The organism is Nitrospira defluvii (genome assembly GCF_905220995.1).
GTDB classification, from domain to species: Bacteria; Nitrospirota; Nitrospiria; order Nitrospirales; family Nitrospiraceae; genus Nitrospira_A; species Nitrospira_A defluvii_C.
Genome location: NZ_CAJNBJ010000001.1, coordinates 1,237,561 through 1,263,350 on the forward strand (window position 1 = coordinate 1,237,561; position 25,790 = coordinate 1,263,350).

Sequence of the window (25,790 nt, forward strand, 5' to 3'; positions counted from 1 at the left end):
CATCGATCCCGGTGGGTGGCTCACTCCTCCACAGGAACCACTTCGAGGGGCTCCGAAGGGCTTCGGTTGACGGAGCCTGCTTTCCGGCTGCCTCCACGCTCCAGCCAACGGACGATGTGCCGTTGTCGTCGATTCAGATAGGCCGTGTGCCGAATCGGGTCGTACCGTCGAGGTGACGGCAGAATCGCCGCCAGCAGAGCCGCCTCTTCCACGCTGAGCTCTTTCGCAGATTTTCCGAAATGATGCCGCGCTGCGGCTTCGGCCCCGAAGACCCCCTGCCCCCATTCGGCGACGTTGAGGTACAGCTCCAGAATCTGCTCTTTGGTCAGATGGTGTTCCAGAGATCGTGTGATCAACGCCTCCCGGGCTTTTCGCAACAAGGACCGTTCGGATGAGAGGTAGAGATTTTTCGCCAGCTGCTGGGTGATGGTGCTACCGCCGCGCTTGAACTCCCCGACCTCCAGGTTGTAGAGCGCGGCATCCTTGATGCCTTCCCAGTCGAACCCTTCATGGGCGAAGAACGAGGCATCTTCCGCGGCGACAACAGCTCGCTGCAGCGCGGGTGCAATGCGCGACAGCGGCACCCAGGCATACTTGATATGCAACGGATGCCCCTGCTCCTTGGCCTGAGCCCGGCGGGCTTCCATCAAAGCCGTTTCCGTGGGATGGTGTTTCGCGAGGCGGGAGACGTCGGGGAGCGTCACCAGCCAGTACAGGGCCAAGGCGGCGGCGGGCAGCCCGATCAACGCGGTGACCCACAGCAGTATCCGGCCAAATCGACTGCCTGTTGACTTGCTCATTCCCTACACTCTATCTATGTGGAGACAAGAAGCCTGACCGATCTGTTGCGAATCGACGGATCAGAAGGGGCCGTCCACATCGCCCTGCCATTCAATTACGATGAAACTACTTGGCGCCGAGTTTATCAAAAGTTCCGTGTCCCCAGAACAGTTTCCTGCCGACCGCTTGCCGGAGATCGCGTTTGTCGGTCGATCGAATGTCGGTAAGTCGTCGCTGATCAATTCCCTGCTGCATCGAAAGAAGCTGGCCAAGGTCAGCAAGACTCCGGGAAAAACCCGGGCTATCAACTTTTTCACGGTGCGCACGTCCGACCAGCATCTGCCGCTGTTGTCGCTGGTGGACTTGCCCGGTTACGGCTATGCCAAAGTGTCCAAAACCATGCGGGCACAGTGGGGGCCGATGATCGAGCAATATCTGGAACAGCGCCAATCCCTCGGCGCAATCATTCTGCTGATCGAGTCGCGGGTGTGGATGCCGCAGGATGTCATGACCGTGCAATGGGTCCAGTCGCTTGGCTGCGGCCTCATCATCGTCCTGACCAAGGCCGACAAATTGCGGCAGAGCGAGCGGAAGCCGGCCGTCGCCGCCGTGCGCAATGCCTGCGGATTGGGCCCGGAAGTACCGATCCTGCTCTATTCCGCGGAAACGCATGAAGGGCGGGATGCCTTGTGGGGGGAGATTCGCACGCAGTTTAAAACTTAATTTCGATGTATGCCTTGTTTTTGAGGTCGGCCATCCAGATCTGATATTGATCCTCGGTCTTTTGCTGAAAGACCAGGGTTTGGATTTCGGCCTTGACCTGTTCGAAGGGTCGAAACTGGCGCGGCTTTTTGTCGTCGACGCGCACGATGTGCAGTCCTTCCGCCGTCTCCACGATGCCCGTCACCTGTCCCACTTGCAGCGAGGTGAGGGCCTGTTCCAGCGCCGGAATCAACTCACCTTGCCGGACCAGTCCCAATCGACCGCCGCGTGAGGCGTCCGCTCCGTCGGAAAAGCGAATCGCCAGATCCTCAAAAGGTTCGCCCTGTTTCAGGGTGGCCAGGAGTGCTTCTGCCCGCCCCTGGGCGGCCGAGAGCCCGTCCGGCGTGCGCGGCTTGATGAGGATTTGGCTCAACTGATATTCCTCAGGATAGGCAAAACGATCCTGGTGCTCCTGGTAGTATCGCTTCATCTCCGACTCGGCGACCATGATCAAGCCGCGCACTTCGCGGTCCACCACACGCATCAACGTCAGTTGCTCGCGGACGTTCCTGGCGGTGTTCGGGTCGGTGCTGTTGAGCGCTTCCCCCTGCTTCTTCATTTCTTCCATCGCCTGCGCGACTTCCTGATCGGACACATCCACACCCTTGTTCTTGGCGGCTTGCAGCTGCAGTTTGCGCTCGATCATTTTTGTGACAGCGATGGCCTCGGCCGTCTTGAGGCGGCGTTCCAGCTCCTCGCCCTTATACAGTTTGCGCAGACGCTCCTGGTCGGGCAGCAGGTCGCGCTTGAGTTCCGACCACATGATCAGATCGGAATTGACGACGGCCACGATGCGGTCTTCCAGTTTGGCGGCTTCTGCGGGATGGGTCAGGGGCGTGACGGCACAGACACCGAGCAGGAGACCGGTGACAAGCCAGCCGATAAGCGGGCGGGTCCACGGAGCGGAATCCGGCCTGGTGCCGGCGGACATGCGCAATATGGCGCGGAGACGCGTCGAGACGACATGCAATCGGTGATTCATACAGGTAGTGGGATTGTACACAATCGAGACTTCAGAAGGGGAGCGTTGTTACGAAGCACAGGAGGGAATCGTCAGAACAAAGAATGTGCGTAGGGCCGATGCGTGCCGGATTACTGGCGCCCTGGTTCATCCGTCACGTAACGAGCGGCGTCGGCCATGCGGATCGTCGCGCCGGTGCGGAGCTCGGCGAACACGTCGTCCAGCCGCTTGCGGCGCTTTTCGGCCAGCAATTCCTGCCGGAGGCGTTCGCGGGTGGCTTGATCCGCCTGCAGAATTTCCGGCTCCAGCGGACTGACCTTCATGAGGTAGTAACCCTTGTCGGTCTTGATCGGATCGCTCAGCACCCCGGGGTGCATGGAAGGAATCAAGGCATCGAGTTCCGGCTCCAGCAAGCCTTTGCGATAGGGTCCCAGGTCTCCGCCCTTGGCGCGGCTTCGCTCGTCGATCGAATACCGCAGGGCGAAGCGGGTGAAGTTACCGCCGGCTTCCACCTGACGTTTGAGGTCTCTGGCCGCGTAGACGTTCGGCAGCAGCATGACCGAGACCTGCACCTTGGGATTGGCCAGAAGTTGGTTGGCATGTTTTTCGAGGTACGCATCCAACTCTTCTTTGGAGATCTCGACCTTCGTCTTGATCCGGTCCTTCAGCAATTCATCAAGAATCAACTGTTCGCGGTACCGCAACGTCTTCTCGCGGATGTCATCCGATTGATCGATCCCCTGCTTGCGCGCCTCCTGCATCAGCAACTCGCGCATGATCAATTCATCGAGGAACCGGCGTTTCCCGCCCTCTTTTTCGTAACGTGCGCGGGTGGCCTGGGACAGTTCCTCCCACCGGATATCGAATTCGGCTTGAGTAATGGAGCGTCCGTTGATCATGGCGATCACCGGCTCTTCCTGCGGCGGTTCCGCACAGCCGGACAGCGAGCCGAGTGCGTAGAATGCCAACGCGGCGCCGGTCAGTCGAAGGTGCCGATGCGAATGATGAGTGGTCTGCCGTGACGTCATGCGGTCGGGGAATGCATCCTGTGCGAGGATCAGGGTGAGCCTGTCTTCGGCCCTTGGTTGTTGGTACCACAGACGTGGAGGGTTTGCAAGGTTGCGTTGAGTTCTGGAAAGACCAAACTCCAGTCGTCATGCGGCATCTGGAGTTCAAACGACAGCGGCGACAAGAATCGTAATCGACGCTTGTATCGGTCCATGAGCGTTTGCACGGCGATTTCCGACACCTTGGCCTTGGGATCGAAGGTGATCACGACGGCGTGCGGCTGCTCAACCACGGAGCTCAGGCGCAACTGTTTGGCCAGGAGGCGGATCTGCATGAGTTCGAACAGTCGCTCGACCGGATCCGGTGGATGGCCATAGCGGTCTTCGATCTCTCCGTGCAAGAGGGCCAGGTCACCGAGTTGGCCGCAGGACGACAGGCGTTTGTAGAGTGACAGGCGTTGATGACTATCGGCCACGTAATCCTCGGGAATGTAGGCGGAGACACTGAGTCGCAGTTCCGGATCCGGCTCCTCCTCCACCACTTGGCCTTTCAAGCGTTGCACGGCCTGTTCGACCATTTGCAGGTAGAGATCGAGACCGATGGCGGCGATGTGGCCTGATTGCTGTTTGCCGAGCAGATTGCCTGCTCCGCGAATTTCCAGGTCTGCCGCGGCGATGCGAAAACCCGATCCCAGTTCGGTAAATTGCTGGATGGCCGTGAGCCGCTTTTGCGCATCCTCCGACAGGTTGCCTTCATCCGGTACGAGGAAATAGGCGTAGGCTTGCTCGCCGCCCCGTCCCACCCGGCCGCGCAGCTGATACAGCTGGGCCAGGCCAAACGTGTCGGCGCGATTGACGATGATCGTATTGGCCGTCGGCACGTCGATGCCGGATTGAATGATCGCGGACGCAATCAAAATGTCCGCCTCCCGGTGGAAGAATTTCAGCATGACGGCTTCCAAGGGTTTGGAATCCATCTGGCCGTGCGCCATGACGATGCGCGCCTCCGGCACCAATTCCTGGAGCCAGGCGCCCATCCGCTCCATGGTCTCCACGCGATTGTGGACGAAGTAGGTCTGTCCGCCGCGGCCGAGCTCGCGGAGAATCGCTTCGCGGATGGCCTTTTCGCTGAAGCGAAGCACTTGCGTGCGGATCGCCAGTCGTCCGGACGGCGGGGTGTTGATGATCGACAGGTCGCGCACGCTCGTCATGGTCATTTGCAGCGTGCGAGGAATCGGCGTGGCCGTCAGAGTCAAGACGTCGACCTGCGTGCGCAACTGCTTGAGGCGCTCCTTGTGCTTGACCCCGAACCATTGCTCCTCGTCGATGATCACCAGCCCGAGGTTGCGGAACTGCACGTCCTTTTGGAGGAGCCGGTGGGTCCCGATCAAGATGTCGACCAGGCCGGCCGCCGTGTCCTTGATGATGGCTTTCGTCTCCTTCGGAGACTGAAAGCGGGAAATCAGCGCCACACGGGTCGGGAAGGGGGCGAACCGCTCCACGAAATTGTCGTAATGCTGATGGGCGAGGAGGGTAGTGGGCACCAGCACGGCGACCTGCCTGTTTTCTTCAACGGCCTTGAAGGCGGCCCGCATGGCGACCTCGGTCTTGCCGTAGCCCACATCGCCGCAGACCAGGCGATCCATTGGTTTTGTCGAGGCTAGGTCGTGGGTGATGTCCTCGATCGCCTTCCGCTGGTCGGGCGTTTCTTCATATTCGAAGGCGGCCTCGAACTCATGGTAGAGCGTGCTGTCTTTGCCGTACGACGTGCGATGGACCAATTCCCGGTTGGCGTAGAGATCGACGAGCTCATGCGCCATTTCTTCGATGTCTTTCTTGACCTTCGCCGTCGTTTTCGCCCAACTGGTCCCGCCGAGCCGGTCGAGTCGAGGCACATGCGCGTCGGCGCCTGCATACCGTTGAACTTGATTCAACCGGTCGAGCGGCACATAGAGTTTGTCCGTTCCGGCGAATTCGAGCACCAGAAAATCGCTGTCGAAGTCCTGCACGGAGAGACGGCGCAACCCCTGATATTTCGCGATGCCGTACTGCACGTGTACGACAAAATCGCCGACGTTCAGATCCTCCAATGACGAGAGGAAGGTGGCGGCCTTGCTTTTGTGTTGCGGCTTGTGGCGGGTACCCTTCGCAAACAGTTCTTCCTCGGTCAGCACGACCAGGCGCAGCTCAGGCGAAAGGAAGCCGGCGGACACGTCGCCGTTCAAGACCGAGAACGGCGCCTTCTGTGCGCCGCCGGCGGACAGGGCGGAAGGTTTCCATTCCACCGCCGGCCGGTCATGCTCGCCGAACAGCGCGAGCAATCGGCCGACCTGGCCTTGGCTGCGTGCGACCAAGACGACCGGGCCGCCTTCGCGCAAACGGTCGAGCACTTCCAACGTATGGCTGAAGGCGGTGCCGCGCTGGCCGAGTCCCACACTCGCCGGGGTTTGCGCGGGACAGGTGATCACCGGCTCCCAACTCGCGTCCGGGGCGGTGACCGGCTCAAGGGCGAGCATCGCATACCCGTTCGTCGCGGCGAGAATCTGATCCCAGGTGAGATAGAGCTGATCCGGCGTCGGATACGGGTTCGGGTCGGAGCGATCTTCATGACGGAGGAAGCCCTCTTCGACCACCTGCCAACATTCGGCCGTGTGAGCCTTGAGGGTAGTGGGTTGATCCAGCACCAGCACCGGGGGCTGCGGGAAATAATCCAGCAGGCTATCCATTGCGCCGTAGACGGACGGGGCGTGCCATTCGGCATCGGCGCCGAGTGGCGCAAGGGCATCGGGCGCGTCTTCTGAGCGAATGAGCTCACGCGCGGGCAACACCCAGGCCTGCTTGATCTTGTCGGTCGATTTTTGTGTGGCCGGATCGAAAAAGCGGATCGATTCGATGGTGTCGCCGAGAAATTCCACACGCAGTGGATCGGGATACGCGGTCGAGTAGATATCGACGATCCCGCCGCGGATGCTGAACTCGCCGGGAATTTCCACGACTGACCCTTTGCGATAGCCCAGGCGCAGCAGGCCGGACACGAGCGTCTCCCGTTCCAATGAGCCGTTGGGTTGGAAGCAGAGCAGGGCATCGGTGAAGACCAGCGCCGGCAGCACGCGCTGGGTCAACGCCGGAACGGAGGTAAACAGCACCGTGCGGGCGGTCGTGCAGAGCCGGTGCAGCGTCTGCATGCGGCGGGCTACCAAATCGATGTGAGGGACGGTCGATTCATAGGGCAAGGTTTCCCACTTCGGGAAGAGCGCGAGGTCATCCCCTGATTGTCCGCACAGGGTTCGATAAAAGAGCGTGTCTCGATAGAGGCGCTCCGCCTCGTCGTCGGTCTTGGTGACGACCAGCCAGGAGCGGTCCGCCAGCGGTTGCGAGGGCACGCTCTGTGTAAGCAGCGCGAGGCCGAAGCCGGTCGTCGAGCCGTGCAGGCCCATGAGACAGGGTTTACCCGACCCGGTATGAAGGGCTTCTCGCACAGGCGCGAGCCAGGTCGTGAGATGCAATGGCGTGACAGGCGGCACGGGATCCTTAGGCGTTGGTGGCGCGAATGCGTTGTACGAGTGTGGTGGTTGAGACACCGGGGACGAGCGGGATGGTTTGGACGCGTCCGCCGCGCGCTTCGACCGTGTCACGGCCCACGATCCGGTCGATCGGCCAGTCGCCGCCCTTGACCAGAATATCCGGCTGAAGGGACGCAATCAGAGCACCAGGATCCGGCTCGGGAAAAATCACCACGTAGTCCACACAGGCCAATGCCGCGAGGACCTCGGCCCGCTGGGCATCGGGCACGATGGGGCGACCAGGGCCTTTGCTCAAGGCGCGTACAGAGGCATCGGAATTCACCCCGACGACGAGCACCTCACCGAGATCGCGGGCTGCCTGCAGATAGCGAACATGGCCGATATGCATGAGGTCGAAGCAGCCGTTCGTGAAGACGACGCGGTGATGCTGCCGACGGTGGTCGGCCAGAAGGGAAGCCAGTTCTTCTCGTGTGGTCACTTTTGTGGGCATGATGTTGTGCGTCGATTCAGAAGTGCATCTTAACAGGATGGGGAAAAAGTCCGCCACCTCGAAACCATGATGACCTCGCCGCGCCGGACGAACTACTCTTTCGTGCGGCGTGGGCGGGTCGCAGCGCTGTCCTTGCCCTGCGGTAATCCCCCAAGGCGAATCACGCCGGTGCCGTGCCGCTCGATCAATTGGTCGAGCACCGCGACCGCGTCGCGTTGGCGCCGGTCGAAGAGTGGTTCCGGAGCCGGCGCGAGGTCCGACAGGCCGAGTCCGACCAGACGGTAGCGTGATCGCGGCTGTACAAGATCGGTGAGCGCAAGGCGAATGTCCGGCCACATGTCGGGATCATAATTTAGCGGCGTCGCGAACTTCCGTTGCCGCGTCGTGATGTGAAAGTGCGAATCTTTCAGTTTCACCGTGAAAGCGCCGGCAGCCAGCCCTTCCCGCCGGAGATCGTGTGCGAGCGTTTCAAGAAACCCGTGGACGATCGGTTCCAGGATGGCCGGATCGTTCGTATCTTCTTCGAAGGTCGTCTCATGGCTCACGCTCTTGGCCTCACGGTCCGGCACCACGGGGTCCGAATCGAGGCCGCGGGCGAGAGATTGCAACGCAGCCAGACGCGTGCCGACCAGACGCATGAGCGATGGTGTAAAACGCGGCGCCAGCAGATCGCCGACCGTATGCACCCCGAGGCGTTCGACGGCCTCCGTGGATTTCGGCCCCATCCCGGGTAAGGAACGAATCGGCAGCGGAGCAAGAAAGGCTGCCTCTGACCCTGGTTCAATCACGGCCAGCCCGTCGGGTTTGTAGGCATCGGCGGCGATCTTGGCGACGGTTTTTCCGGAAGCCAGGGCGATCGTGCAGGTCAATCCGGTCGTGTCGAGGATGGCGGCTTTGAGGGCCAGTCCCAAGGCCCGGGGATCGGGATGGCGCGTCTGCAGTCTGGTGGTGTCCGTGTAAAATTCATCAATACTGGTCCATTCGGTTTCAGGAAAGAAGCGGGTCGTGATGTCCTGCAGTTGGCGGTGGAGACGTGCATACAGCGGGCGATTGGGCGGCACCAGAATCAATTGGGGGCAGAGGCGCATGGCCTGAATGGTCGGCATGGCGGATCGAACGCCGAACCGCCTGACGGCGTAACTGGCGGCGGCAATGATGCCACGCGGCGGTGGGCCGCCGACCGCAACCGGTTTCCCGGCGAGCGAGGGGTCGGCGAGTACCGCGGCGGAGGCAAACATCGCGTCGATGTCACCAAAGAGAATTTGGCGGGTCCATCGTGCGGACATGAGGGCTTATCCCCTTCGGAACGGCAGGTCGATTTGCCGGTTGGCCGAAGGGGCGGATAACGGAGCGGGCGTCGATACCGGTGGCGACGCCTGTTGAACGACGGTGAGCTCTCGAAGCGGGCCGCGGCAGGCTCCGCACAAATGCCGGCGTGGTTGGATGCTCCGGCGGTGCCGCCGGTAGATGGATCCGCAGTGCTGGCAGCACCAGGCGTATTTGGCCAGGGCCGCCACGGCTGTGCCGAGCGAATGATACAGCGTGATGCCGAGCCCATCCTGGTTCATGCGTGTCATCATGCGGCGAAAGTCAGGTCCATGGTTTGGGCGGCGTTTCAGAACGTCGTACTGCCACTGGTGAATCATTTCATGCGCCAGGGTCACGATCGTTTCGCGTTCTGGCTCCGGGCCACTGTCCTGTAGCAAGACCGACGACAGCCTGATGCAGCGGCGTGGTGCACATTCATCTATCGTCTGAGGCATGCTGTGCCGCGGTCCGACCCGGCAGACAAACATTCCCGCGGAAGAGGTCAGGCGACGACTCCATTCAATGGGGATGGGCGGAAGAGCGCCGTGGAAATACCGATGATTGAGATCGGTCCAGATGGTGAGCAGCGATTCGGAGTTAGGCGACATGGTACTCACAGGATCAGTCGACTGCTGACGATGCGAGAGGAGCAAGCGTGCGGCTTCAGCGGCTGGATAACTCTTCGAGGACCGCGGCAGCCAAGAGCGGCACCATGATTTCGTGATGGCCGGTGAGCGCGTATCCCTTGCCGCCCTTTTGGGTCGGTCGGCGCACGACATTGGTCATCGGGCGATAGTGCGTGAGGAAATCCATGTTGACCGTCGTGATGTTCGTCAACGAGTGGCCAAGGTTCCGCCCCAGCGACACGGCCTTCAAGAACACTTCCGGGAGAATCACGGCGGATCCGAGATTGAGGTAGACCCCGCCTTCCATGCCGGAGACCACGGCGGCCAGGCGGCGGAAGTCGAGCAGAGAGCCCGCACCGATTGCCGCGCCATCCGCAGACGGATGCATGTGGATGATGTCGGTGCCGACGGCCACGTGGACCGTGACGGGGAGGCCCAGTCTGGCCCCGGTGGCCAGCAGGCTGGTCGCTCGATTCGGAAAGTGCTCTTTGCGACGGTTGATGTAGAGGCCCAGTGACTCGCCCAGACCCGCGCCCTCTTTCATGCCCAGCGTAATGGCCTCATTGAGCATGCGGCCGGTTTCCTCGGCCATGCCGAATCGGCCGGAATCGATTTCCGCGTCCACCTCTTCCGACGTGTGGCCCATGAAGGCCAGTTCAAAATCGTGGATGATGACCGCGCCATTCATGGCGAGGGCGGTGACGATGCCGCGTTCCATCAGATCGACGAGCAGCGGGCCCAGGCCGACCTTCACCACATGCGCGCCCATGCCGACGATCACCGGCCGGCCTTGCCGATGCGCCTTGGCGATGGCCCGTGCCACTTCGCGTAGTGTCTTTACGGCCAGGATGTCCGGCAGGGAATCCAGAAATCGCTTGAATGACCGCCCGCTCGTCCAGACCTTGGCAAAATTCGACACTTGCACCTTGCTGTGCCGCCGCTGGAGGGGATAGGTCTTCAGCCGCGAGGCATCAATGGGCTTGATGATCGCGGGGGGCGTCGATGATCTCGCGGAGCGCTTAGGCCGGGTTGGCAAGAACGTGATCCTCAATGAGTTCGCAGAGCACATGGCCCAGCGTGATGTGGCTTTCCTGAATGCGAGCGGTCAGTGTCGAGGGAACGACGAAGGCGTACTCGACCATCCCGGCCAATTTGCCGCCGGAGCCGCCGGTCCAGGCGATGGTCGTCAATCCGAGCGCCTTGGCAGCCTCGACGCCTTTGAGCACATTGGGGGAATTGCCGCTGGTGCTGATCGCGATGGCGACATCCCCTTGCCGGCCATGCGCCCGCACCTGGCGGGCGAAGAGTTCTTCGAACCCGTAGTCGTTGGCGATACAGGTGATGGCCGCGATATCAGTGGCTAGGGCGATGGCGGGGAAGGGTGCGCGCTCGCGTTTGTAACGGCCGACGAATTCGGCGGCGATGTGCGCGGCATCGGTCGCGCTGCCGCCGTTGCCGAAGAGCAAGACTTTATGTCCGTTTCGCAAGGCCTGGCCGATGAGTTGGGCGACCTGCACGATCTTGTCGGCATGGTCCCGGGCGAAGCGCCGCTTGATCTCGGCGCTCTCGTCGAACGCCTTGAGGGCAAACTCTTTCATCGTGCGGAATTGTAGGGAAGCCCCCGGTCACTGTCAAACGACCCGGTGCCCGGTTTCACTTCGTGGGAGACGCGGGGGAAGACCGTTTGGTGATCATGTTCATCGCCAGCGTCAACATCGAGCCGACATCCGACACATTGGCGGGAAGCACGAGGGTGTTGCTGGCCTTCGCCAGTTCCCCGAACTTGGTGATGTACTGTTCCGCGACGCGCAGCTGCACCGCTTCGTACCCGCCGGGGATTTGCGTGGCCTCGGCCACTTTTCGCAGTCCGTCGGCTGTGGCGCCGGCGATGGCCGTAATGGCCGCCGCCGCGCCTTCGGCCTCGTTGATTTGCTGCTGCTTTTTCGCTTCGGAGGCTTTGATGACCTGTTGCTTCTCGCCTTCCGCTTGGTTGATGGCGGCGTCGCGCTCACCTTCTGAAGTCAGAATCACCGCACGCTTCTCCCGTTCGGCGCGCATCTGCTTTTCCATTGCGGCGAGCACGTCTTTGGGGGGCGTAATGTTCTTGATCTCGTAACGCAGGACCTTCACGCCCCAGGGCTCCGTCGCCTTGTCCAACTCGTTCACCACCTGGCTGTTGATGTTGGTCCGTTCTTCGAACGTGCGATCGAGTTCGATTCTGCCGATCTCGCTGCGGAGTGCGGTCTGGGCGAGTTGGGTGATGGCGAATCGATAGTCGCTGATGCCGTAGGACGCCCGTTGCGGGTCCAGGACTTTGGCGTAGAGAATGCCGTCGACGCCGACTTGCACGTTGTCCCTCGTAATGCAGACCTGTTCGGGAATATCGATCGCCGTTTCCTTCAGCGAGTGTTTGTATTGCACGCTGTCGATGAAGGGCCAGAGGATATGAAATCCTGCGCCGAGCGTGCGTGAATATCGACCAAGACGTTCGACGACGTACGCGCTCTGTTGCGGCACGACCCGCGCCGTTTTCGAGATGACGAGCAGGACGAGTCCCGCAAGGAATATCACGACCCAGAGTCCGCCTGGCATGCCGCTATCCTCCATAATGGTGCGACCTCATGATTCAGGTGTGATCCACAGGGTGATCCCCTCGACCCGCTCGACGCGGGTGCGTTGACCTTTGGTGAGCGGCTTGTTTCCCGCGTTGTGCGCATTCCACGTGCTGCCGCGGCATTCCGCTTTGCCCCGGCCGTCCGGCGGAATGTCGTCCAGGACGACGGCGGTTTCGCCGCCCATCGTATCGACCGGCGACAGGTCGCCTCGATCGGTTTTCATGAGACGGCGGAGCGGTTGGCGGAGGAGGACGAGCGAGCCGACCGAGAACACCGAGAACAGCAGCCAGGACATCCATTCACTGTGGATGACGTCGAAGCCCACGAGCGCTCCGACGAGAAGTGCCCCGATGCCGAAGAACAACATGTAGAATCCGCCGGGCGTGACGACTTCGGTGCCGAGCAGAAACAGTCCCAGAAACGCCCACAACCACCAGGTCATCGCACCTCCTCAGACGTCACAAGCGGTCGGATGGCACAGGAATGCTGGCGAAAGTCTATGCGCCTTTCCCCGGAGCGTCAAGAATTGTGCGTAAACCCTCGTTCGTTGAAGCGGCGAGATCGCAATGGTATAGTCCGCCGATTATGCCGCCAGATATTCCTGTGAAAGCCTTGATCCTCGCGTTCACCGATGCGCCGGCGCTTGCCGCCTACGTCATCAATCGACTGCAGCCGGAATTGTTGTGTTTTTTTGTGCCGGAATCGGCGAAGGCCCAAGTCGAATCAGCCGTGCAACCGTTGGTTCAGCAGATGCCGAAACGCTGGGATTGGGTCGTCACGCCCGATCCGGCTGATGTCATCGCCTGCCATCAGGCCTTGTCGCGCACGATTCACGATCTCTTTCGCACCTGGGCTGTACAGGTGGGGGAAGTGGTGGTCGATTTGACCGGCGCCACCCCTGCTATGGCCGCCGCGCTGGCGACGGTGAGCCAACCTTGGACGTCGCGAGTCATCAGTCTGGTCGATGCGGCGGGTCGCGAAGAGGGGGAGGCGATCGCGATCGGCGGGTTGACCAAGTATTGGTTGCAAGGCAACCCCTGGGACGAGGCGGCGGTGGTGGTTCGTCGGGAAGCCAGTGAGGCCTTCAATCACGGTTCGTTTAGGGCTGCCGCGACCCTTTTTCATACGCTGGAGGCTCGGGTGAGCGGGGGGCAGAAACCTCTCTATCGGGCCTTAGGAGAACTCGCGCTGGGCTATGGGCTGTGGGAGCAGTTTCACTATCGCCAGGCCTGGGAGAAGCTGAAAAGCTCGCTGAAGGCGCTTGATATGGCCTCGCTCTGGGGCGGGCCTCCGGGACTCAAGGCGCTGCTGCCCTTGATCAAGGCCAACAGCGGATTCTTAGAGAAGCTGGTGCTCGATCCTGCTGATGTGAAGGAAGGTGTGGTGCTTGATCTGTTGGCCCATGCGCATCGACGGGCGCAGGTGGACCATGATCACGAGCGAGCTATGGTCGCGTTGGTCCGCGCGCTGGAGGCCTGCGCTCAACGGCAATTGTTCAAACAACACAAGATCAAGAGCTGGGATGTGCGACCGGAGCAATTGCCCGAAGCGATGCGCGACACCTGCCGCGCCTGTTACCTGGACGATGTAGATGGGAAGTACAAGCTGCCGCTCCAGAGTCAGTGGCGCGCCTTGGCCGATCTTGGTGATCCGATGGGACAGGCGTTTCTCCGCGACTGGCCCAAGATGAAGCCGCTGCTTGATGCCGCCAATCATGCGGTGTTGGGGCACGGGTTTGAGGCGGTCAAAGGTGAGCGGGTGCAGCAGCTGTCCGATGTGGTGATGAAGCTCACGGGCGTGAGCGAGTTCTCGCTGCCGAAGTTCCCGACGCTGAATCTCTAAGTCTGCTTGGCCCTTCACGCATGGACATCCGTATCTACTACGAGGACACCGACTGCGGGGGAGTGGTGTACTATGCCAACTACCTCAAGTATTTCGAGCGGGCCAGGACCCATTATCTCGAAGAACGGGGACTGTCGGTTGCAGGCCTGCGTGAGCAGGGCACGCAGTTCGTGGTGGTGCATGCGGAGGTAGACTATCGATCGCCTGGTCGGTACGGGGACACGTTGGTGGTTGACACGACGCTGGCCGCTGCCAGTCAGACCTCATTCACCTTCGCGCACGTGGTGCGAGAGCGGACCAGCGGGCGTCTGGTGGTCGAAGGGTCGGCGAAGCTGGTGACGGTGGATGAACAGTTGAAAGTAAGGCGGCTCGACAAACCCACCCTGGCTGCGCTACAAGGACCTCCACAGACGAGGAGCTAATGGATAAACTCGGCACATGGTTGGCGGTCACGGGTGTGGCGATCGGGTTCGTCGTCCTCGCCTGGTTGCTGTTTTCCGACAATCCGAAGGACAAGAAAAACAAGAAGTCCTGACGAGCATCTTGTAGGTCGGCTGGCTGTCGCGGTCCCGGCCGATCCCCGTTCATTCCCCCAAGAGTTTCCGAATCATCTCTTCCATCCCTTCGGCCCAGAGGCGGTAGCCCAGTAAGCTGGGGTGCAGCGCATCGGACATGATCTCCGGGGGCAGGCGCCCGTCGCCGTCGAGAAAGCGCCGGTTCAGGTTCAGAAAAAAGACCTGGTGTTGATCGGCGAGCGCCGGCAGCCGTGCATTGACGGTTTCGTTCACGCGGCGAAACGGGTTGTCGGCCGATGCGCCTCGGGGGAAAATCGCCAAGAGCAGAATCTTGGTTCCCGGCAGGCGTGTGCGCAACGTGGTGAGAATTGCCTGGATGCCCGCAGTGGTGTGTTCGGGAGGATCTTCCCGGATTGTCGCATTGTTCGTTCCGATCATCACCACCGCCAGTTTAGGTGCAATGCCATCAAGCTCCCCGTGCTGGAGTCGCCATAGTACGTTATCCGTCTGATCGCTGTTGTAGCCCAGATTCACCGCTCGTCTGGCGGCATAGTACCGGTCCCACACCGGGCGCCCATCTTCCTCCCAGCCCTGCGTGATGGAATCGCCGATAAACAAGAGATCGACCTGGCCTTGGCGGATGCGCGCGACCGTCCGGTCATGCCGTTCTGTCCACCACGCCTCGCGTTGAGGCGCTGGGGTTTCGGCCTTGATCGGTTGTGCGTCGGCGACGATTGGGCCGAGCGAGAGCAGCAGGGCAAGTAAGCAGGCGAGCCGTGAACAGCTAGTGAACGCGGTGCGTAACATTCACGATCCTCCTTGATGGTGCCGTAACTGTTACAGAACGATGTGTGTCGGATCAATTCTTTAGTTGGCCATGGGGCGTCACCCTAACGGCGTTGGTGTCAATCCCTGATGTGTAGTCGGTGCGAGCGCCGACCCTGCTGGTTGTCATGCTGCGACCTTAACCGTGGCAGCAGCCCTTCGGACTCGTCTCGGTGGAGATGGCCGAAGCCGGCTGTGCCTCCATCGCGATGGCGGGAACGCTGTCTTCGTCCTGAGGGGTGAGCACCAGTTTTTTCAGTCGCGCCCAGGGAAACCCGGCGCCCGGATCGCTTCGTCGCGTCGGATCGAGTTTCGCGTGAGACACCACATGCTTCAGGTTGGGATATTTGGCCCAGCAATACCGCACGATCTGTGCCGTCGCCTGGATCTGCCAATCGGAAAACCCGTCGCGAGTGGTCTGATTGTTCACCACTTCGATTCCGAGGGACCAGTGGTTGACCTTGTCGGCCCCGTCGTTCACGTCCGGATGGGAGCAGGCGTTCCGTACATGCCACGCAGCCCTGGCTTCTGGCGCACAGGCCCAGACCAACTGTCCATGCTGCGGCTCGTCTTCATCGGGCACCAGCCATTGGAACGACGCCTTGCCGTCCCGCATCACCGAGATGGCTCCGGCCGAACTGGAGCCGGCGGTTGCGTGAATCACCACCGCTTTGATCCCTAAAATCGCGTCGAAGATCCGGCTCGATGTGCTCTGTTCCCAATAGGCCTGGATACCCGGATACCACACTTCGTTGAGGATGACGTCGGAGGGGCGTCCTGTTCGCGGGAGATTAAATTGATAGGTCTTCGGGTTGGGCATGGTGTTGTCCTCCGTCGTAATGGGTCATGTCCGCGTGGCAGCGATCGAGAGCGGTCATGTCCCGCCGATGTTGGCGACCGCGATCCGGTCCCGAGGCGAGCAACCTATCATAAGTAGGCAACGCCCATGCCGGAAATCGAAGGTGGAAACATGGCCTGTTGGTCCGTGACCAGGCGGAAGTGAGGGGGCGGTCGCGTCAGCGCGACGGGGTGGATTCCTGCGTCTCGCCGCAGGCAGCAAACGGCGATGCCTGGCATGCCAGTGGGCGGCGGTAGAATTCCAGCGGCGGGCCGCCCTCGCTCTGAAACGACAGGCTCTCCCCATCCAACCGGTACCGTCGTGAAGCTTCAAACGCCTTGATGAATGCGGCTTCGAACTCCATGCGGCGTGGTTCGCAAGCCATACGTGTGGTGATGCCGTGCGATACCGAGACCTCACCAGCGCTCGGCCCAAACGAAATGGCCGCAGTGTATCGATTGCATCCGGCGTGGCCCGACACTCGATCTCTTTCAAATGCCAAGACCACCGGTTGCCCGTCATCCGCAGAGGGAATCGCGCGGTTTCCCCAATGCGCCAGCTCCCAGCGGTTCCGTTCAGCCACCTGCTTCATCACGTCTGGCGAAGGAGTCGAGACGCAGGCCGTCATGAGCAACAGGGTACAGACTTTCGGGAAAAGACGAAGCAAGGACATTTTCATGGAGGCGGATTGTACGATGAATTCGAATCGCTTGCCACGTCGAAGGCCAGGTGATCACAGCGGTCGGCGAAGACGATACAGCACATGCCGGCGCAGCCCGGATTCGACAGGTACCTGAGGATGGTCGAACTTGGAGTCTAGTCGCATTCCGAGTCGCTCCATGACGGCACGCGATTTTTGGTTGGCGACAGCGGTGAAGGACACGAGCTCTATCAGATGAAGTTGCTGAATGCCGAACGCGATAGCCGATTGCGCGGCCTCTGTGGCATAGCCCAGGCCCCAGTATGGTTTGGCCAGGCGCCAGCCGACTTCCACGCAAGAGGAGAACGGAAGCTCCGGAGATGGTGTGTGTAGACCAACGAAGCCGATGAAGTGCCCCGATGCCCGTTCCTCAACCGCCCAGAATCCCCAACCTCGTTCGTTGATCAATTGCTTCACCCGTTGGGCGAATGCATCGCTCTGTTCTCTGGGCCAAGGCGCCGGGTAGTAGCGCATGACCTCGCTGTCGGCATTCATCGCGGCAAACGGCTCGAGATCTGATGGCCGCCACTGTCGGAGTATCAGGCGGGGAGTGAGGAGCTCAATGGAGGAGCGCATGGCAAGTCGGTGGCGGTGAATCTATGATCGTTGATCAGACAAGGGATCGCTTTCTGTCTCTCCTGCCTGACCGGTGTGTTTGTCTGTCCCGGCAGTCCGACGTATGCCAGTGTCGTCGCGACCTGTGGCCCCATGGTTAAGACGTTGCCATTCCCGCGGCAAGCCGGCGCCGTTTGAGCTTGTGTCCCACTTGCACGATCGCCTCAATCGCCGGCGTCAATTCGCGTCCCAAGTCCGTGAGCGAATACTCGACAGTCGGCGGTGACGTAGGTCGGACCTCGCGCGTGACGATCCCATCCTGCTGCAACCGTTTGAGGCGGGCCGTGAAGACCTTCGGTGACACGCCCGGAATGTCAGCCAACAATTCACTGAAGCGCCGAGGTTCCTCGCGCAAATACCAAATCACGTTCGGCGTCCAGGCTCCTTTCAGAAACTGCATGCACACCGTAAGCGGGCAGCCTGTGGGAGGCTGGGCAACCTTCGATTTCCTGCGTTTGACTGCCATGTGACGACCTCCGTTCGTGCGCTGCGGAGCTTTCCAAATGGTAAGCACAATCTGTACTTACCAAGAGATAGCATATTGCTTCGGGACAGTGCACGACTTACCTTGAGCTTCGACAGCGCAGCAGGTCGTTCATTCATCACCTCATGAAAGGAGTTGGCATATGGGAACGCACAAGACCGCGATCGTGACCGGGGCGTCGAGCGGGATCGGGCTCGGCCTGACGACGGCTTTGGTGGAGCATGGCTATCGGGTGGTGGCCAATTCGCGGCGCATCACCGAGGCCGGGACGGTGGTTCCGTCCTCGCAGGTAGCGCTCGTGGATGGGGACATCGGCGAAGCTGAAACAGCGCGGCGGCTCGTCGACACGGCCGTGAGCCGTTTCGGCGGCATCGATCTCTTGGTGAACAACGCCGGCATTTTCATCCCCAAGCCGTTCACGGAATACACGCCGGACGACTTCTCTCGACTGGTGTCCACCAATCTGGCGGGATTTCTCTATGTGACCCAGGAGGCCGTTCGGCACATGAAGCGGCGCGGGGCCGGCCATGTCGTGACGATCACCACCACCTTAGCCGACCAACCCATCGCGGGAGTGCCCGCCTCGGTACCGGTGCTGACGAAGGGCGGGCTGAACGCCGCGACGGCTGCGCTGGCCATTGAGTTCGCGAACGACGGTGTCCGGTTCAACGCCATCGGCGCCGGCATCATCGACACCCCCATGCACAAGCCCGACACGCACGGTTTTCTGAAGACACTGCACCCCATTCAACGGATCGGGCGCGTGTCGGAAATCGTCGATGCTGTGTTGTATCTCACGGAGGCGACGTTCGTCACCGGGGAAGTGTTGCATGTGGACGGCGGCGCTCACGCAGGCAAGTGGTGAGCAAACCGGCCTGGGCGCTCATGATGAGCGCTCGGGCCTCAGTCTGAAAGGAATAAAGCCATGCCCTACGTTCATCTGAGAGTCACGCGCGAAGGTGTCACCCGCGAACACAAACAGGCGCTGATTGCAGGTATCACCGACCTGTTGGTGCGTGTCCTGGACAAGAAACCGTCTCAGACGTTTGTCGTGATCGAGGAGGTGGACACGGACAACTGGGGTGTCGCCGGCCTCACGGTCACACAACTGCGGACACTCGAACGGAGAGGGCTTGAATGAGAGCGTAGCCGAACAATGACTCCCGACCCTGTTCCCGCCAGGCGAAGCCACGCTGCTGTCGAGGCCTCATTTGTGCTGCTCGGGCGAGGAGTGCGGGTCATGCCTGCGTCGTGGTCCTCTCACCGCTTCGATCGGCGGCAGCCGTCTTGTACGGCTTCGTCTTCGGTCGCGTAGCAGCGTTCGGCATTGGTTCGTAGATACCAGCGTTGTCCGATCATGTGGTAGATGCAGCGTTCACCGCTATGGGGTGTGAAGTTGCCTTTGATCGGATGTTCAGGGGGACACTGGCCATTCTTGGATGGTTCGACGCCGCTGCGGTGGGAGACGGAGGGTCGGTTCTTGGCGCCTTCCGCGTCAGCTACTCCCAGGAGGAGTCCGATCAGAAGCAGATAGACGAGGGTAGGTTTCATGGTGTCGGGTTGAGAGCCTGGTAGAGTCGCGGTGGTTTCATCACTCTGACACCTCGCTCGGTCGAGTGCCGGGAAACCACTCGGTATGTTGATCCCCTTGGCGGCCGAAATAGGTCACGCGCTTGCTTCGAAGGAAGTAGCCATGCACCCCCGCCGTGACGGCGCGCTCACAAAAGGCCCGAAACGCTTGACCATGCTGCTGACTGTCGAGGATGGCGGCTTTGAGCAGGGCCGCATCGAAGCGCTTGGAAATCCGAGGCAGACCTTCGAGGAGCAGGGGCGCGGTCACCACAGCTCCCGTGGCACTGTAGAAGGAAAAAGGCCTGAGGGCATAATCCACATGGTAGTACTCGACACCGTTGGCGATCAGTTTGCCGACGATCTCAGGAAAGGGCATCGATCCCTTCACGGTAGCCGTTGCCAATTCCGCAATCTCATTCGCGTTCATGTCTATCTCCCTGTACCAGCTATGGCGGTGAGGTTATGTCATCGACTGTTGTTATGCGTGAGGAATCCGGGGCAGTTGCTGCCAGGGCCGAATCGCGCCACCATGTCGATGAATTCGTTAGGTCGGGCCGGCCTGCCTGTCTGTCGGCACCTCATATCGCAACTCGGCGAAGCCTGGCCCGATTTTTCGTGCGGATACCAATTGAAGCGGCGGATTCGTGACGCGGCGGGGAAACAGTGATTTGCCTCTCCCCAGCGTGACAGACCCGACTTGAACGATCACCTCGTCCAGCAGGCCGGCATCGTAAAACTGTCCTGCGAGATCTCCACCCCCGACGATCCAGATGTTCTTGGTGCCGGCAGCCTGGCGCATCTCGGTATGAACGGTTCGAACATCACCTTGAACCAAGCGAATATCGGCATTCGGGACCAAAGGAAGTGGGCGGCTGGAGAATACCCACGTAGGTTGGGAATAGGGCCAAGGTGCGCCAGCCTGCGCGGCAATGCTCTCGCCATGGTGGAGCATCCACTCATAGGTCGCCGACCCCATGGCTAAGGCGCCCACCTCTGCAATAAATGAGGGATAACTCGTCTCGTTTACGTCGCCCAGTGGAAACAGCCAATCGAGCGAGTCGTCTTCAGTTGCGATAAAACCATCGAGACTGGTGGCCGTGTAGTACTGTGTCTTCATACGACATAGTGTGGTGGATCGGTGACTGTTCCCTGTCACAAAGCGTTCTGTCCCCGAACAGACGGAGAATCCTGTCGGCCATCTGACCATGAATCCACGACATGTTTCCACCACCATCACCCCGACTGCGGAGTAGGGTCAAAGAGGTCCTCGGCGGGTGGGAGGAGGCTGATGGTTTGAGTGAGATTGCGTGCAAGGCGACATCATGATAGCCGGTCACGAGTGACTGTCGGGCTTCGTGTCGAAGGCCTGCTGCCTTACCCTCTTCTTCCAAACCCTTCCCCTATCATCACGTCCGCTACGTTCTGGCCGTTCACGAAGACATCGGCCAGGGTCCGTCCATAGACGTCGTGACCATGCGGGACGATGCTGATCGTTCCTTCCTGTAGCAGGTGCTCCAACCGGAGAGCGGCCTCTCGCCCGCCTGGTTCAGACAATTCCGGTGCGTTATAGCCGCGAATGCGGATGCGATCGGTGCCGTAGCGGATCGTATCGCCATCGACGGTGCGAACTTGCCAGGATTCCACATTCCGCTCGAATCCGCCCATCGACAGCGCATGACGCGGAAGGGATCGAAGCCCACGGCTGTGAAACCGCGATTTTTTTGCGAAGGGGTTTTTGTGGGGGCGAAGGCCTCGATCATGATGTCCGCGTCGATACCGCGGTGTTGAATGCTGAGGCAGTGATTGCCGTTGGTCCGGTTTCAGGTCCCAACAGTTGTCGCAGTGAAAGGGCGCGGGGTTGTTCGTGGAGGCCGGGGTGTACGTATGGAGGGTGGACCGGCTTTCTTCCACCGCGCCGAGTGCCAGCGCCGTGGGGGAGGCTACCAGTAATAGCAGGGTCAACCGGCTCAAACTGCGGGGGTCGGGGATGATGAAGTGACGCATGGGACAGGTTCTCCGTGGTTCGTGCGCTCAGGGGAGCATGGTTCATGCCATCGTGTTGGGCGCGCGCGGTTGACAAGCCGAAAAACCGCGTGCTCAAATGCCCCTCGGACGCGGAGCTTATGGCTGATGGCCCATAGCGAATGGTAGGGTTTCGGACGCTCTTCTTCTCGTCCTACCAGCTATAAGCCATTCGCTCTTAAGGACGTTTTACGAACTACTACAGGAGAGCCGCTCATGGATATGTTTGGAAAAGTGGGGTTGGTCGAGGTCCCGATCTTGATCGCTCCGGACCAGAAGGCCTGGATGGATCGCATGATCAAGGAAGGCAAGATTGCGATTCCTCCCGGGGGGACGTTGGAAAAAGGTTCGCTCTATTCGATGTTTATCCGCATGCTCTTGCACAACGCAATGGAGGAACAGAAGCGGCAGGAAGCGTTGGAAATGGACGACGAGGACGACGAGTAGACCTGCTCGGTCCTGACGCCTGTCTGGTGAAACGCGACTGAGGGCAGTGCGACGTCAGAACTGTATCAAAAGAGGAGGGGCCCGTATCTGAACAGATACGGGCCCCTGCTTTTACCAACGACGCGTCTGGAAATATGAAATCGACGCTATAACGACTTAAAGGCTTCCTGTGCGGCCTTGATCGTGCGCTCGATGTCTTTGGGCGTGTGGGCCACCGACATAAACGCGGCCTCGAACTGTGACGGGGCCAAATAGACTCCTGCCTCCAGCATCTGATGAAAGAACTTGGCGTAGGCTTTCGTGTCCGACTTCTTCGCCGATGCCCAATCCGTCACCGGCCCCTGCGTGAAGAACGCGCACATCATGGAGGCGACACGGGTTTGCGCAAGTGCCACGCCTGCTTTGCGCGCGGCCTGCCCGATGCCCTCGGACAGCGCGACCGACCGTTGTTCGAGCTGTTCGTAGGTGCCGGGCTTCTTTAAGCGTTTCAGCGTTTCGATACCGGCCGTGACGGCCAGTGGATTGCCTGATAACGTGCCGGCCTGATACACCGGGCCGGACGGGGCAATCATCTTCATGATGTCCTTCGCCCCGCCATAGGCTCCCACAGGCAGTCCGCCGCCGATAATTTTCCCGAGAATCGTCAGATCGGGCTTGATTCCGTACAGCGTCTGCGCTCCGCCGTATTGCACGCGGAACCCCGAGATGACTTCATCAAAAACCAGGAGCATGCCGTGCGCATCGGTCAATGTACGCAGGCCTTGCAAGAACTCGGGTGAAGGCGGGATCACACCCATGTTTCCTGCAATCGGTTCGACAATCACACAGGCCAGCTGCCGGTAATGTTTCTTGATCAATTTTTCCGTCGTGGCCAGGTCGTTATACGGGGCAGTGAGCGTGTGTTTCGTGAAATCCTCCGGTACCCCGGGACAGTCTGGAATTCCGAGGGTGGTGAGTCCCGATCCCGCCTTGGCCAGAAGGTAGTCGCTGTGGCCATGGTAGCAGCCTTCGAACTTCAGGATGCCGTCGCGTTTGGTATAGGCGCGAGCGACTCGAATGGCGCTCATGACCGCTTCGGTCCCTGAGCTTACCAGCCGTACCAGCTCCATGGAGGGCAGGGCCTCGCGAATCATCGTGGCCAGCTGGATTTCCAATTCGGTCGGTGCGCCATAGCTGGTCCCGTTGGCGGCGGCTTGTTGAATGGCCTTCGTCACCGTGGTCGGCGCATGGCCGAGGATCATCGGTCCCCAGGAGAGGACGTAATCGAGGTAGCTGTTTCCGTCGACATCATAGAGGCGTGCGCCCTTGGCGCGTTCAATGAATCGAGGTTGCCCGCCCACCGAGCGAAACGCCCGAACTGGGCTGTTCACGCCACCAGGAATGATCTGTTGTGCCTCTGCGAAGAGCTGCTCCGAGCGTAGTGTTTTCATGGGCCTCTTTCATCGGGGGTGAGTAGGGGGGCCAACGTACCATGAGAAATTGAAAACGGTCAATTCCGCCTGGCACTCCCTGGTTGAGTGGGCTTCCTGTCGTAACGATTTGATACGGCACGTTATCCGAAGAGATACAGCGCCGGGGCCTACTCAGGGAGCGAGACGGCTTTCTTCAGTAAATGTGATGACTTAGATCGGTTCGTCCAATGGCGCAAGTCTTGCTGATCACCGGGTATCACTGCGTAGGAGAAGATGATGCGCGTAATCTGTTCATGGTGTGAGAATGAAGGCCGGCCCGCGTTGGTGCGAGAAAAGGCTCCGCTGAGCGACAATCGCGACACCCATGGAATCTGTGCCGATCACCTCCAGCAACTGGGGGTAGGGAGAGATCCACTGATGCCTTGTTATGAGGAGGGTGCGTTGCCTCGCTATGAACCAGTCCTCACCAGCCGGAGACATGCCTCCTCTGCTGCACTGCTATGACCTGACCAATGTCTGACTCGGCGTCGGGCGGGCGACAAAAAATGTCCGTTCCTGGCGGAATGCCACGCGGTTCTTGGTTCAACGACGCCGGATTTTCCCCGCTGGACCCATCTAACTCCATGAAAAGATTATAGACAGATGTGCCAGTACGCGCTGGTGCGGGTCTTGCGCCTCACGAGGCGATTACCCAATGGAAAAGAATGGAGTGAACCAGTGAAAGTGCTCTGTGCCTGGTGTGTGCGAGACGGCCGACCGGCGTTTCTGCGGGAGAAATGGCCATTCGAGGATCCCAGCGAAACGCATGGGCTGTGCGGCGACCATTTCACGTCGTTGAGCGCGAGCGTGAATCAGGTGGTGACGCCCAAGGTCTGGTTGTTGTCGCGTGTGCACGACGTCTACTGGGCACTGATCCGCCGGGTGCAGCGAATGAGAGGACGGTTCTTCTCCCTCTGTTAAGTCGGGATCGCCGCTCAGGATCCGTTTGGCGGGCTCTCTGGAGCCTCACCGCTAGCCGAGTTTTCCCCGCAAGAGATTCAGTCCCTGCTCAATCACGTGCGAATCGGGCAGTTTGCCGTCCGGTGTCAGCTTGTCGATGAGGCCGGGGAGCAGGTTCGCCAACTGGTTGCCGGCTGCATCCGGGCTCAGCCCCGCTTGAGATGCCAGCTGCTTCAGTAGGTCCCCGCCCAATCCCTGTTGGATTTGTTGCGGAGAGATCGGCAGATTTTTTCCCGTACTGACCCAGGAATTGACGATCTCGCCCAGCCCATTGTTCTGAAAGGCTTGAATGAGCCCGCCGAGCCCGCCGACGGTGCTTTGTTGCCCCAGCAGGCCGACCACCGCTTTCATCAAAGGGTTCTGATCGCTCGCCTGCCCCATCATTCCTACTGCCGCCTGGCCGAGTTGATCGAGCAGTCCCATCGTAACCTCCTTCGATAAGTGGGTCGCTGAACGACCTAGCGACCGCTTGGTTTTGACCCCTTGGTCCCTGCGGACTTGGGTGTCTTCCGTTCCATGGCTAAGGGTGGGGCGAACCAATTATGACGACTGCGCTTATGCCGCTCGGACACGGCCAGCACTGCGTGAAACGGCAGGCCGTCGCCAGTGGCGTCTTCGGATTCTTTCAGGCTCCAGGCCTCACCGGCTTCATTCAGGATTTCGACAAACGTTTCGAAGTCGTCCTCCTCGTCCGGTTTCGTCAGCACCTGGTCGGCATCCGTCACCACGATGAGGTAGCCCTTGGCCGGCAACCAGTCCAGGTCGGCCAGGCACTCTTCGAGGGCATCCCAGTTGTGGCCGAAATAGTCCGGAAAAGAGAAGACCCGGCTGAACTCATCCAGCAGTCCCGCCTTGGTTCTGCATTTTTTGCCGGAGATGATCTTGGTGATAAAATGCGCGGGAACGGAGAGCAGTTTATCGAGCGCCTCTCCTTCGGCATGCACCAGGAGATGCGCCCAGGGTTTTTTTATTGACTGGAGTGCGGTAAGCGACATGTCTCCTCAATTCATCGGAATAAAAGAGCGATAGTGATCGGCCGTGTAATAGGCCTTGCCGCTGCGTTGGTCGATGACGATGCGTTCGGCCCCGCGATTTTTCCCCGCCATTTTCGGATGGACGTCATATTCACGATAGCGGCCGCGTGGAAGCACGCGCTCGCGATTTTGGAACGTGCGTCCTCCCACATACCCGGGCAGGGGTTTCCCATGTCGTTCCTCAATGGCCTTGAGGGTTTCCCGGGCGGCTGAAGGGATGGTATCCCGAACGTCTCGCTGGGTGGCCTGGGGGCCAGCACGAACTAACCCGTCCTGAAAGGCTGGGGCCTGAGCGGATGCGGACGCGAGGGTGGAAGCCGGCGCCTCCTGCAGGGTGCTGCGGGGTTCACCGGCGACGGAGAATCCCATGTGCAGCAGAAGGGTTGCGCAGAGCCAAAGGAGAACACCTGTG

At 60.4% G+C, this 25,790-nt stretch carries 31 protein-coding genes; 7 read left to right on the top strand and 24 right to left on the bottom strand.

From position 1 onward, the window contains the following. Positions 1–20: 20 nt before the first annotated feature. Positions 21–800, bottom strand: a complete 780-nt coding sequence (mtgA, locus tag KJA79_RS06020; RefSeq protein ID WP_213041077.1) for a monofunctional biosynthetic peptidoglycan transglycosylase — start codon at positions 798–800, stop codon at positions 21–23. A gap of 100 nt (positions 801–900) precedes the next feature. Here mtgA and yihA point away from each other — a divergent pair, with 100 nt between their 5' ends. Further along, the gene (gene yihA / locus KJA79_RS06025) at positions 901–1,503 is read left to right on the top strand and encodes a ribosome biogenesis GTP-binding protein YihA/YsxC (protein WP_213041078.1); all 603 of its coding nucleotides are present in this window, start codon (positions 901–903) and stop codon (positions 1,501–1,503) included. Here the strand turns inward: yihA and KJA79_RS06030 are convergent. The 10 genes from KJA79_RS06030 to KJA79_RS06075 form a co-directional block, all read right to left on the bottom strand. Continuing rightward, the gene (locus KJA79_RS06030) at positions 1,493–2,524 is read right to left on the bottom strand and encodes a peptidylprolyl isomerase (protein ID WP_213041079.1); all 1,032 of its coding nucleotides are present in this window, start codon (positions 2,522–2,524) and stop codon (positions 1,493–1,495) included. The genes yihA and KJA79_RS06030 overlap by 11 nt on opposite strands. A gap of 110 nt (positions 2,525–2,634) precedes the next feature. After that, positions 2,635–3,531 carry a peptidylprolyl isomerase gene (locus KJA79_RS06035; RefSeq protein WP_213041080.1) on the bottom strand — a complete coding sequence of 299 codons (897 nt, stop codon included), beginning with the start codon at positions 3,529–3,531 and terminating at the stop codon, positions 2,635–2,637. Between the two features lie 29 nt (positions 3,532–3,560). Next, positions 3,561–7,034, bottom strand: coding sequence for a transcription-repair coupling factor (mfd, locus tag KJA79_RS06040; protein WP_213041081.1), 3,474 nt, complete (start codon positions 7,032–7,034; stop codon positions 3,561–3,563). Positions 7,035–7,041: 7 nt separating this feature from the next. Then, positions 7,042–7,524, bottom strand: coding sequence for a D-glycero-beta-D-manno-heptose 1-phosphate adenylyltransferase (rfaE2, locus tag KJA79_RS06045; protein ID WP_213041082.1), 483 nt, complete (start codon positions 7,522–7,524; stop codon positions 7,042–7,044). 92 nt (positions 7,525–7,616) lie between these two features. Beyond that, on the bottom strand, positions 7,617–8,810 hold the full coding sequence (locus KJA79_RS06050; RefSeq protein ID WP_213041083.1) for a DNA polymerase Y family protein: 1,194 nt from the start codon (positions 8,808–8,810) through the stop codon (positions 7,617–7,619). 6 nt (positions 8,811–8,816) lie between these two features. Beyond that, a complete protein-coding gene (locus tag KJA79_RS06055) occupies positions 8,817–9,440 on the bottom strand; it encodes a SprT-like domain-containing protein (protein WP_213041084.1) in 624 nt (207 codons plus the stop codon). A 55-nt stretch (positions 9,441–9,495) separates the two neighbouring features. Then, positions 9,496–10,494: a GSU2086 family protein gene (locus KJA79_RS06060; RefSeq protein WP_213041085.1), complete on the bottom strand. Its 999-nt coding sequence runs from the start codon at positions 10,492–10,494 to the stop codon at positions 9,496–9,498. After that, positions 10,478–11,056 (bottom strand): D-sedoheptulose-7-phosphate isomerase, encoded by a 579-nt coding sequence (locus tag KJA79_RS06065; protein WP_213041086.1) that lies wholly within the window; start codon positions 11,054–11,056, stop codon positions 10,478–10,480. The genes KJA79_RS06060 and KJA79_RS06065 overlap by 17 nt, the downstream gene beginning before the upstream one ends. A gap of 55 nt (positions 11,057–11,111) precedes the next feature. Next, positions 11,112–12,050, bottom strand: coding sequence for an SPFH domain-containing protein (locus tag KJA79_RS06070; protein WP_213041087.1), 939 nt, complete (start codon positions 12,048–12,050; stop codon positions 11,112–11,114). Positions 12,051–12,077: 27 nt separating this feature from the next. Next, on the bottom strand, positions 12,078–12,515 hold the full coding sequence (locus KJA79_RS06075; RefSeq protein ID WP_213041088.1) for an NfeD family protein: 438 nt from the start codon (positions 12,513–12,515) through the stop codon (positions 12,078–12,080). Between the two features lie 143 nt (positions 12,516–12,658). On the opposite strand from KJA79_RS06075, the gene KJA79_RS06080 reads away from it, so the two are divergent. Both KJA79_RS06080 and KJA79_RS06085 read left to right on the top strand, forming a co-directional pair. Then, the gene (locus tag KJA79_RS06080) at positions 12,659–13,915 is read left to right on the top strand and encodes a TIGR02710 family CRISPR-associated CARF protein (protein ID WP_213041089.1); all 1,257 of its coding nucleotides are present in this window, start codon (positions 12,659–12,661) and stop codon (positions 13,913–13,915) included. Between the two features lie 20 nt (positions 13,916–13,935). Next, the gene (locus KJA79_RS06085) at positions 13,936–14,337 is read left to right on the top strand and encodes an acyl-CoA thioesterase (RefSeq protein ID WP_213041090.1); all 402 of its coding nucleotides are present in this window, start codon (positions 13,936–13,938) and stop codon (positions 14,335–14,337) included. A 162-nt stretch (positions 14,338–14,499) separates the two neighbouring features. On the opposite strand, the gene KJA79_RS06090 is transcribed toward KJA79_RS06085, so the two are convergent. From KJA79_RS06090 to KJA79_RS06110, 5 genes are all read right to left on the bottom strand, one after another. Continuing rightward, positions 14,500–15,237, bottom strand: coding sequence for a GDSL-type esterase/lipase family protein (locus tag KJA79_RS06090; RefSeq protein WP_213041091.1), 738 nt, complete (start codon positions 15,235–15,237; stop codon positions 14,500–14,502). A gap of 157 nt (positions 15,238–15,394) precedes the next feature. Further along, a complete protein-coding gene (locus KJA79_RS06095) occupies positions 15,395–16,075 on the bottom strand; it encodes an N-acetylmuramoyl-L-alanine amidase (protein WP_213041092.1) in 681 nt (226 codons plus the stop codon). 196 nt (positions 16,076–16,271) lie between these two features. After that, positions 16,272–16,772, bottom strand: a complete 501-nt coding sequence (locus KJA79_RS06100; RefSeq protein WP_213041093.1) for an META domain-containing protein — start codon at positions 16,770–16,772, stop codon at positions 16,272–16,274. Positions 16,773–16,826: 54 nt separating this feature from the next. Beyond that, positions 16,827–17,369, bottom strand: a complete 543-nt coding sequence (locus KJA79_RS06105; RefSeq protein ID WP_213041094.1) for a GNAT family N-acetyltransferase — start codon at positions 17,367–17,369, stop codon at positions 16,827–16,829. 136 nt (positions 17,370–17,505) lie between these two features. Continuing rightward, positions 17,506–17,874, bottom strand: a complete 369-nt coding sequence (locus KJA79_RS06110; RefSeq protein WP_213041095.1) for a winged helix-turn-helix transcriptional regulator — start codon at positions 17,872–17,874, stop codon at positions 17,506–17,508. A gap of 160 nt (positions 17,875–18,034) precedes the next feature. Between KJA79_RS06110 and KJA79_RS06115 the strand changes: the two genes are divergently transcribed. Together KJA79_RS06115 and KJA79_RS06120 are read left to right on the top strand one after the other, a co-directional pair. Further along, entirely contained in the window at positions 18,035–18,757 is a 723-nt protein-coding gene (locus KJA79_RS06115; protein WP_213041096.1) for an SDR family NAD(P)-dependent oxidoreductase, read from the top strand. A gap of 60 nt (positions 18,758–18,817) precedes the next feature. Beyond that, on the top strand, positions 18,818–19,033 hold the full coding sequence (locus KJA79_RS06120; RefSeq protein ID WP_213041097.1) for a tautomerase family protein: 216 nt from the start codon (positions 18,818–18,820) through the stop codon (positions 19,031–19,033). 119 nt (positions 19,034–19,152) lie between these two features. Here the strand turns inward: KJA79_RS06120 and KJA79_RS06125 are convergent, their stop codons facing one another. The 4 genes from KJA79_RS06125 to KJA79_RS06140 all read right to left on the bottom strand — a co-directional run bounded on the left by KJA79_RS06125 (position 19,153) and on the right by KJA79_RS06140 (position 21,468). Further along, positions 19,153–19,443 (bottom strand): sunset domain-containing protein, encoded by a 291-nt coding sequence (locus KJA79_RS06125; RefSeq protein ID WP_213041098.1) that lies wholly within the window; start codon positions 19,441–19,443, stop codon positions 19,153–19,155. Positions 19,444–19,483: 40 nt separating this feature from the next. Next, on the bottom strand, positions 19,484–19,891 hold the full coding sequence (locus KJA79_RS06130) for a DUF1398 family protein (RefSeq protein WP_213041099.1): 408 nt from the start codon (positions 19,889–19,891) through the stop codon (positions 19,484–19,486). Between the two features lie 117 nt (positions 19,892–20,008). Continuing rightward, positions 20,009–20,581, bottom strand: a complete 573-nt coding sequence (locus KJA79_RS06135; protein ID WP_213041100.1) for a dihydrofolate reductase family protein — start codon at positions 20,579–20,581, stop codon at positions 20,009–20,011. A gap of 257 nt (positions 20,582–20,838) precedes the next feature. Next, on the bottom strand, positions 20,839–21,468 hold the full coding sequence (locus tag KJA79_RS06140) for a thermonuclease family protein (RefSeq protein ID WP_213041101.1): 630 nt from the start codon (positions 21,466–21,468) through the stop codon (positions 20,839–20,841). 234 nt (positions 21,469–21,702) lie between these two features. Here KJA79_RS06140 and KJA79_RS06145 point away from each other — a divergent pair, with 234 nt between their 5' ends. Then, positions 21,703–21,933 (top strand): hypothetical protein, encoded by a 231-nt coding sequence (locus KJA79_RS06145; RefSeq protein WP_213041102.1) that lies wholly within the window; start codon positions 21,703–21,705, stop codon positions 21,931–21,933. 146 nt (positions 21,934–22,079) lie between these two features. Here KJA79_RS06145 and hemL read toward each other — a convergent pair whose 3' ends face one another. After that, the gene (gene hemL / locus KJA79_RS06150; protein WP_213041103.1) at positions 22,080–23,363 is read right to left on the bottom strand and encodes a glutamate-1-semialdehyde 2,1-aminomutase; all 1,284 of its coding nucleotides are present in this window, start codon (positions 23,361–23,363) and stop codon (positions 22,080–22,082) included. 699 nt (positions 23,364–24,062) lie between these two features. Between hemL and KJA79_RS06155 the strand changes: the two genes are divergently transcribed. Further along, the gene (locus KJA79_RS06155; RefSeq protein ID WP_213041104.1) at positions 24,063–24,305 is read left to right on the top strand and encodes a hypothetical protein; all 243 of its coding nucleotides are present in this window, start codon (positions 24,063–24,065) and stop codon (positions 24,303–24,305) included. 51 nt (positions 24,306–24,356) lie between these two features. Here the strand turns inward: KJA79_RS06155 and KJA79_RS06160 are convergent, their stop codons facing one another. From KJA79_RS06160 to KJA79_RS06170, 3 genes are read right to left on the bottom strand one after another with little or no spacing between them, the layout of a single operon-like run. After that, complete coding sequence (locus KJA79_RS06160) at positions 24,357–24,767, bottom strand: YidB family protein (RefSeq protein ID WP_213041105.1); 411 nt, start codon at positions 24,765–24,767, stop codon at positions 24,357–24,359. Positions 24,768–24,802: 35 nt separating this feature from the next. Further along, positions 24,803–25,339, bottom strand: a complete 537-nt coding sequence (locus KJA79_RS06165) for a barstar family protein (RefSeq protein ID WP_213041106.1) — start codon at positions 25,337–25,339, stop codon at positions 24,803–24,805. A gap of 6 nt (positions 25,340–25,345) precedes the next feature. Beyond that, positions 25,346–25,747 (bottom strand): guanyl-specific ribonuclease, encoded by a 402-nt coding sequence (locus tag KJA79_RS06170; RefSeq protein ID WP_213041107.1) that lies wholly within the window; start codon positions 25,745–25,747, stop codon positions 25,346–25,348. Positions 25,748–25,790 lie beyond the last annotated feature (43 nt).

Bases quoted from the DNA above. Each gene is read 5' to 3' on its own strand.
- mtgA (WP_213041077.1), bottom strand. From the start codon at position 800: ATGAGCAAGTCAACAGGCAGTCGATTTGGCCGGATACTGCTGTGGGTC.
- yihA (WP_213041078.1), top strand. From the start codon at position 901: ATGAAACTACTTGGCGCCGAGTTTATCAAAAGTTCCGTGTCCCCAGAA.
- KJA79_RS06030 (WP_213041079.1), bottom strand. From the start codon at position 2,524: ATGAATCACCGATTGCATGTCGTCTCGACGCGTCTCCGCGCCATATTG.
- KJA79_RS06035 (WP_213041080.1), bottom strand. From the start codon at position 3,531: ATGACGTCACGGCAGACCACTCATCATTCGCATCGGCACCTTCGACTG.
- rfaE2 (WP_213041082.1), bottom strand. From the start codon at position 7,524: ATGCCCACAAAAGTGACCACACGAGAAGAACTGGCTTCCCTTCTGGCC.
- KJA79_RS06050 (WP_213041083.1), bottom strand. From the start codon at position 8,810: ATGTCCGCACGATGGACCCGCCAAATTCTCTTTGGTGACATCGACGCG.
- KJA79_RS06055 (WP_213041084.1), bottom strand. From the start codon at position 9,440: ATGTCGCCTAACTCCGAATCGCTGCTCACCATCTGGACCGATCTCAAT.
- KJA79_RS06065 (WP_213041086.1), bottom strand. From the start codon at position 11,056: ATGAAAGAGTTTGCCCTCAAGGCGTTCGACGAGAGCGCCGAGATCAAG.
- KJA79_RS06070 (WP_213041087.1), bottom strand. From the start codon at position 12,050: ATGCCAGGCGGACTCTGGGTCGTGATATTCCTTGCGGGACTCGTCCTG.
- KJA79_RS06075 (WP_213041088.1), bottom strand. From the start codon at position 12,515: ATGACCTGGTGGTTGTGGGCGTTTCTGGGACTGTTTCTGCTCGGCACC.
- KJA79_RS06080 (WP_213041089.1), top strand. From the start codon at position 12,659: ATGCCGCCAGATATTCCTGTGAAAGCCTTGATCCTCGCGTTCACCGAT.
- KJA79_RS06085 (WP_213041090.1), top strand. From the start codon at position 13,936: ATGGACATCCGTATCTACTACGAGGACACCGACTGCGGGGGAGTGGTG.
- KJA79_RS06090 (WP_213041091.1), bottom strand. From the start codon at position 15,237: ATGTTACGCACCGCGTTCACTAGCTGTTCACGGCTCGCCTGCTTACTT.
- KJA79_RS06095 (WP_213041092.1), bottom strand. From the start codon at position 16,075: ATGCCCAACCCGAAGACCTATCAATTTAATCTCCCGCGAACAGGACGC.
- KJA79_RS06100 (WP_213041093.1), bottom strand. From the start codon at position 16,772: ATGAAAATGTCCTTGCTTCGTCTTTTCCCGAAAGTCTGTACCCTGTTG.
- KJA79_RS06105 (WP_213041094.1), bottom strand. From the start codon at position 17,369: ATGCGCTCCTCCATTGAGCTCCTCACTCCCCGCCTGATACTCCGACAG.
- KJA79_RS06110 (WP_213041095.1), bottom strand. From the start codon at position 17,874: ATGGCAGTCAAACGCAGGAAATCGAAGGTTGCCCAGCCTCCCACAGGC.
- KJA79_RS06115 (WP_213041096.1), top strand. From the start codon at position 18,035: ATGGGAACGCACAAGACCGCGATCGTGACCGGGGCGTCGAGCGGGATC.
- KJA79_RS06120 (WP_213041097.1), top strand. From the start codon at position 18,818: ATGCCCTACGTTCATCTGAGAGTCACGCGCGAAGGTGTCACCCGCGAA.
- KJA79_RS06125 (WP_213041098.1), bottom strand. From the start codon at position 19,443: ATGAAACCTACCCTCGTCTATCTGCTTCTGATCGGACTCCTCCTGGGA.
- KJA79_RS06130 (WP_213041099.1), bottom strand. From the start codon at position 19,891: ATGAACGCGAATGAGATTGCGGAATTGGCAACGGCTACCGTGAAGGGA.
- KJA79_RS06135 (WP_213041100.1), bottom strand. From the start codon at position 20,581: ATGAAGACACAGTACTACACGGCCACCAGTCTCGATGGTTTTATCGCA.
- KJA79_RS06140 (WP_213041101.1), bottom strand. From the start codon at position 21,468: ATGCGTCACTTCATCATCCCCGACCCCCGCAGTTTGAGCCGGTTGACC.
- KJA79_RS06145 (WP_213041102.1), top strand. From the start codon at position 21,703: ATGGATATGTTTGGAAAAGTGGGGTTGGTCGAGGTCCCGATCTTGATC.
- hemL (WP_213041103.1), bottom strand. From the start codon at position 23,363: ATGAAAACACTACGCTCGGAGCAGCTCTTCGCAGAGGCACAACAGATC.
- KJA79_RS06160 (WP_213041105.1), bottom strand. From the start codon at position 24,767: ATGGGACTGCTCGATCAACTCGGCCAGGCGGCAGTAGGAATGATGGGG.
- KJA79_RS06165 (WP_213041106.1), bottom strand. From the start codon at position 25,339: ATGTCGCTTACCGCACTCCAGTCAATAAAAAAACCCTGGGCGCATCTC.
- KJA79_RS06170 (WP_213041107.1), bottom strand. From the start codon at position 25,747: ATGGGATTCTCCGTCGCCGGTGAACCCCGCAGCACCCTGCAGGAGGCG.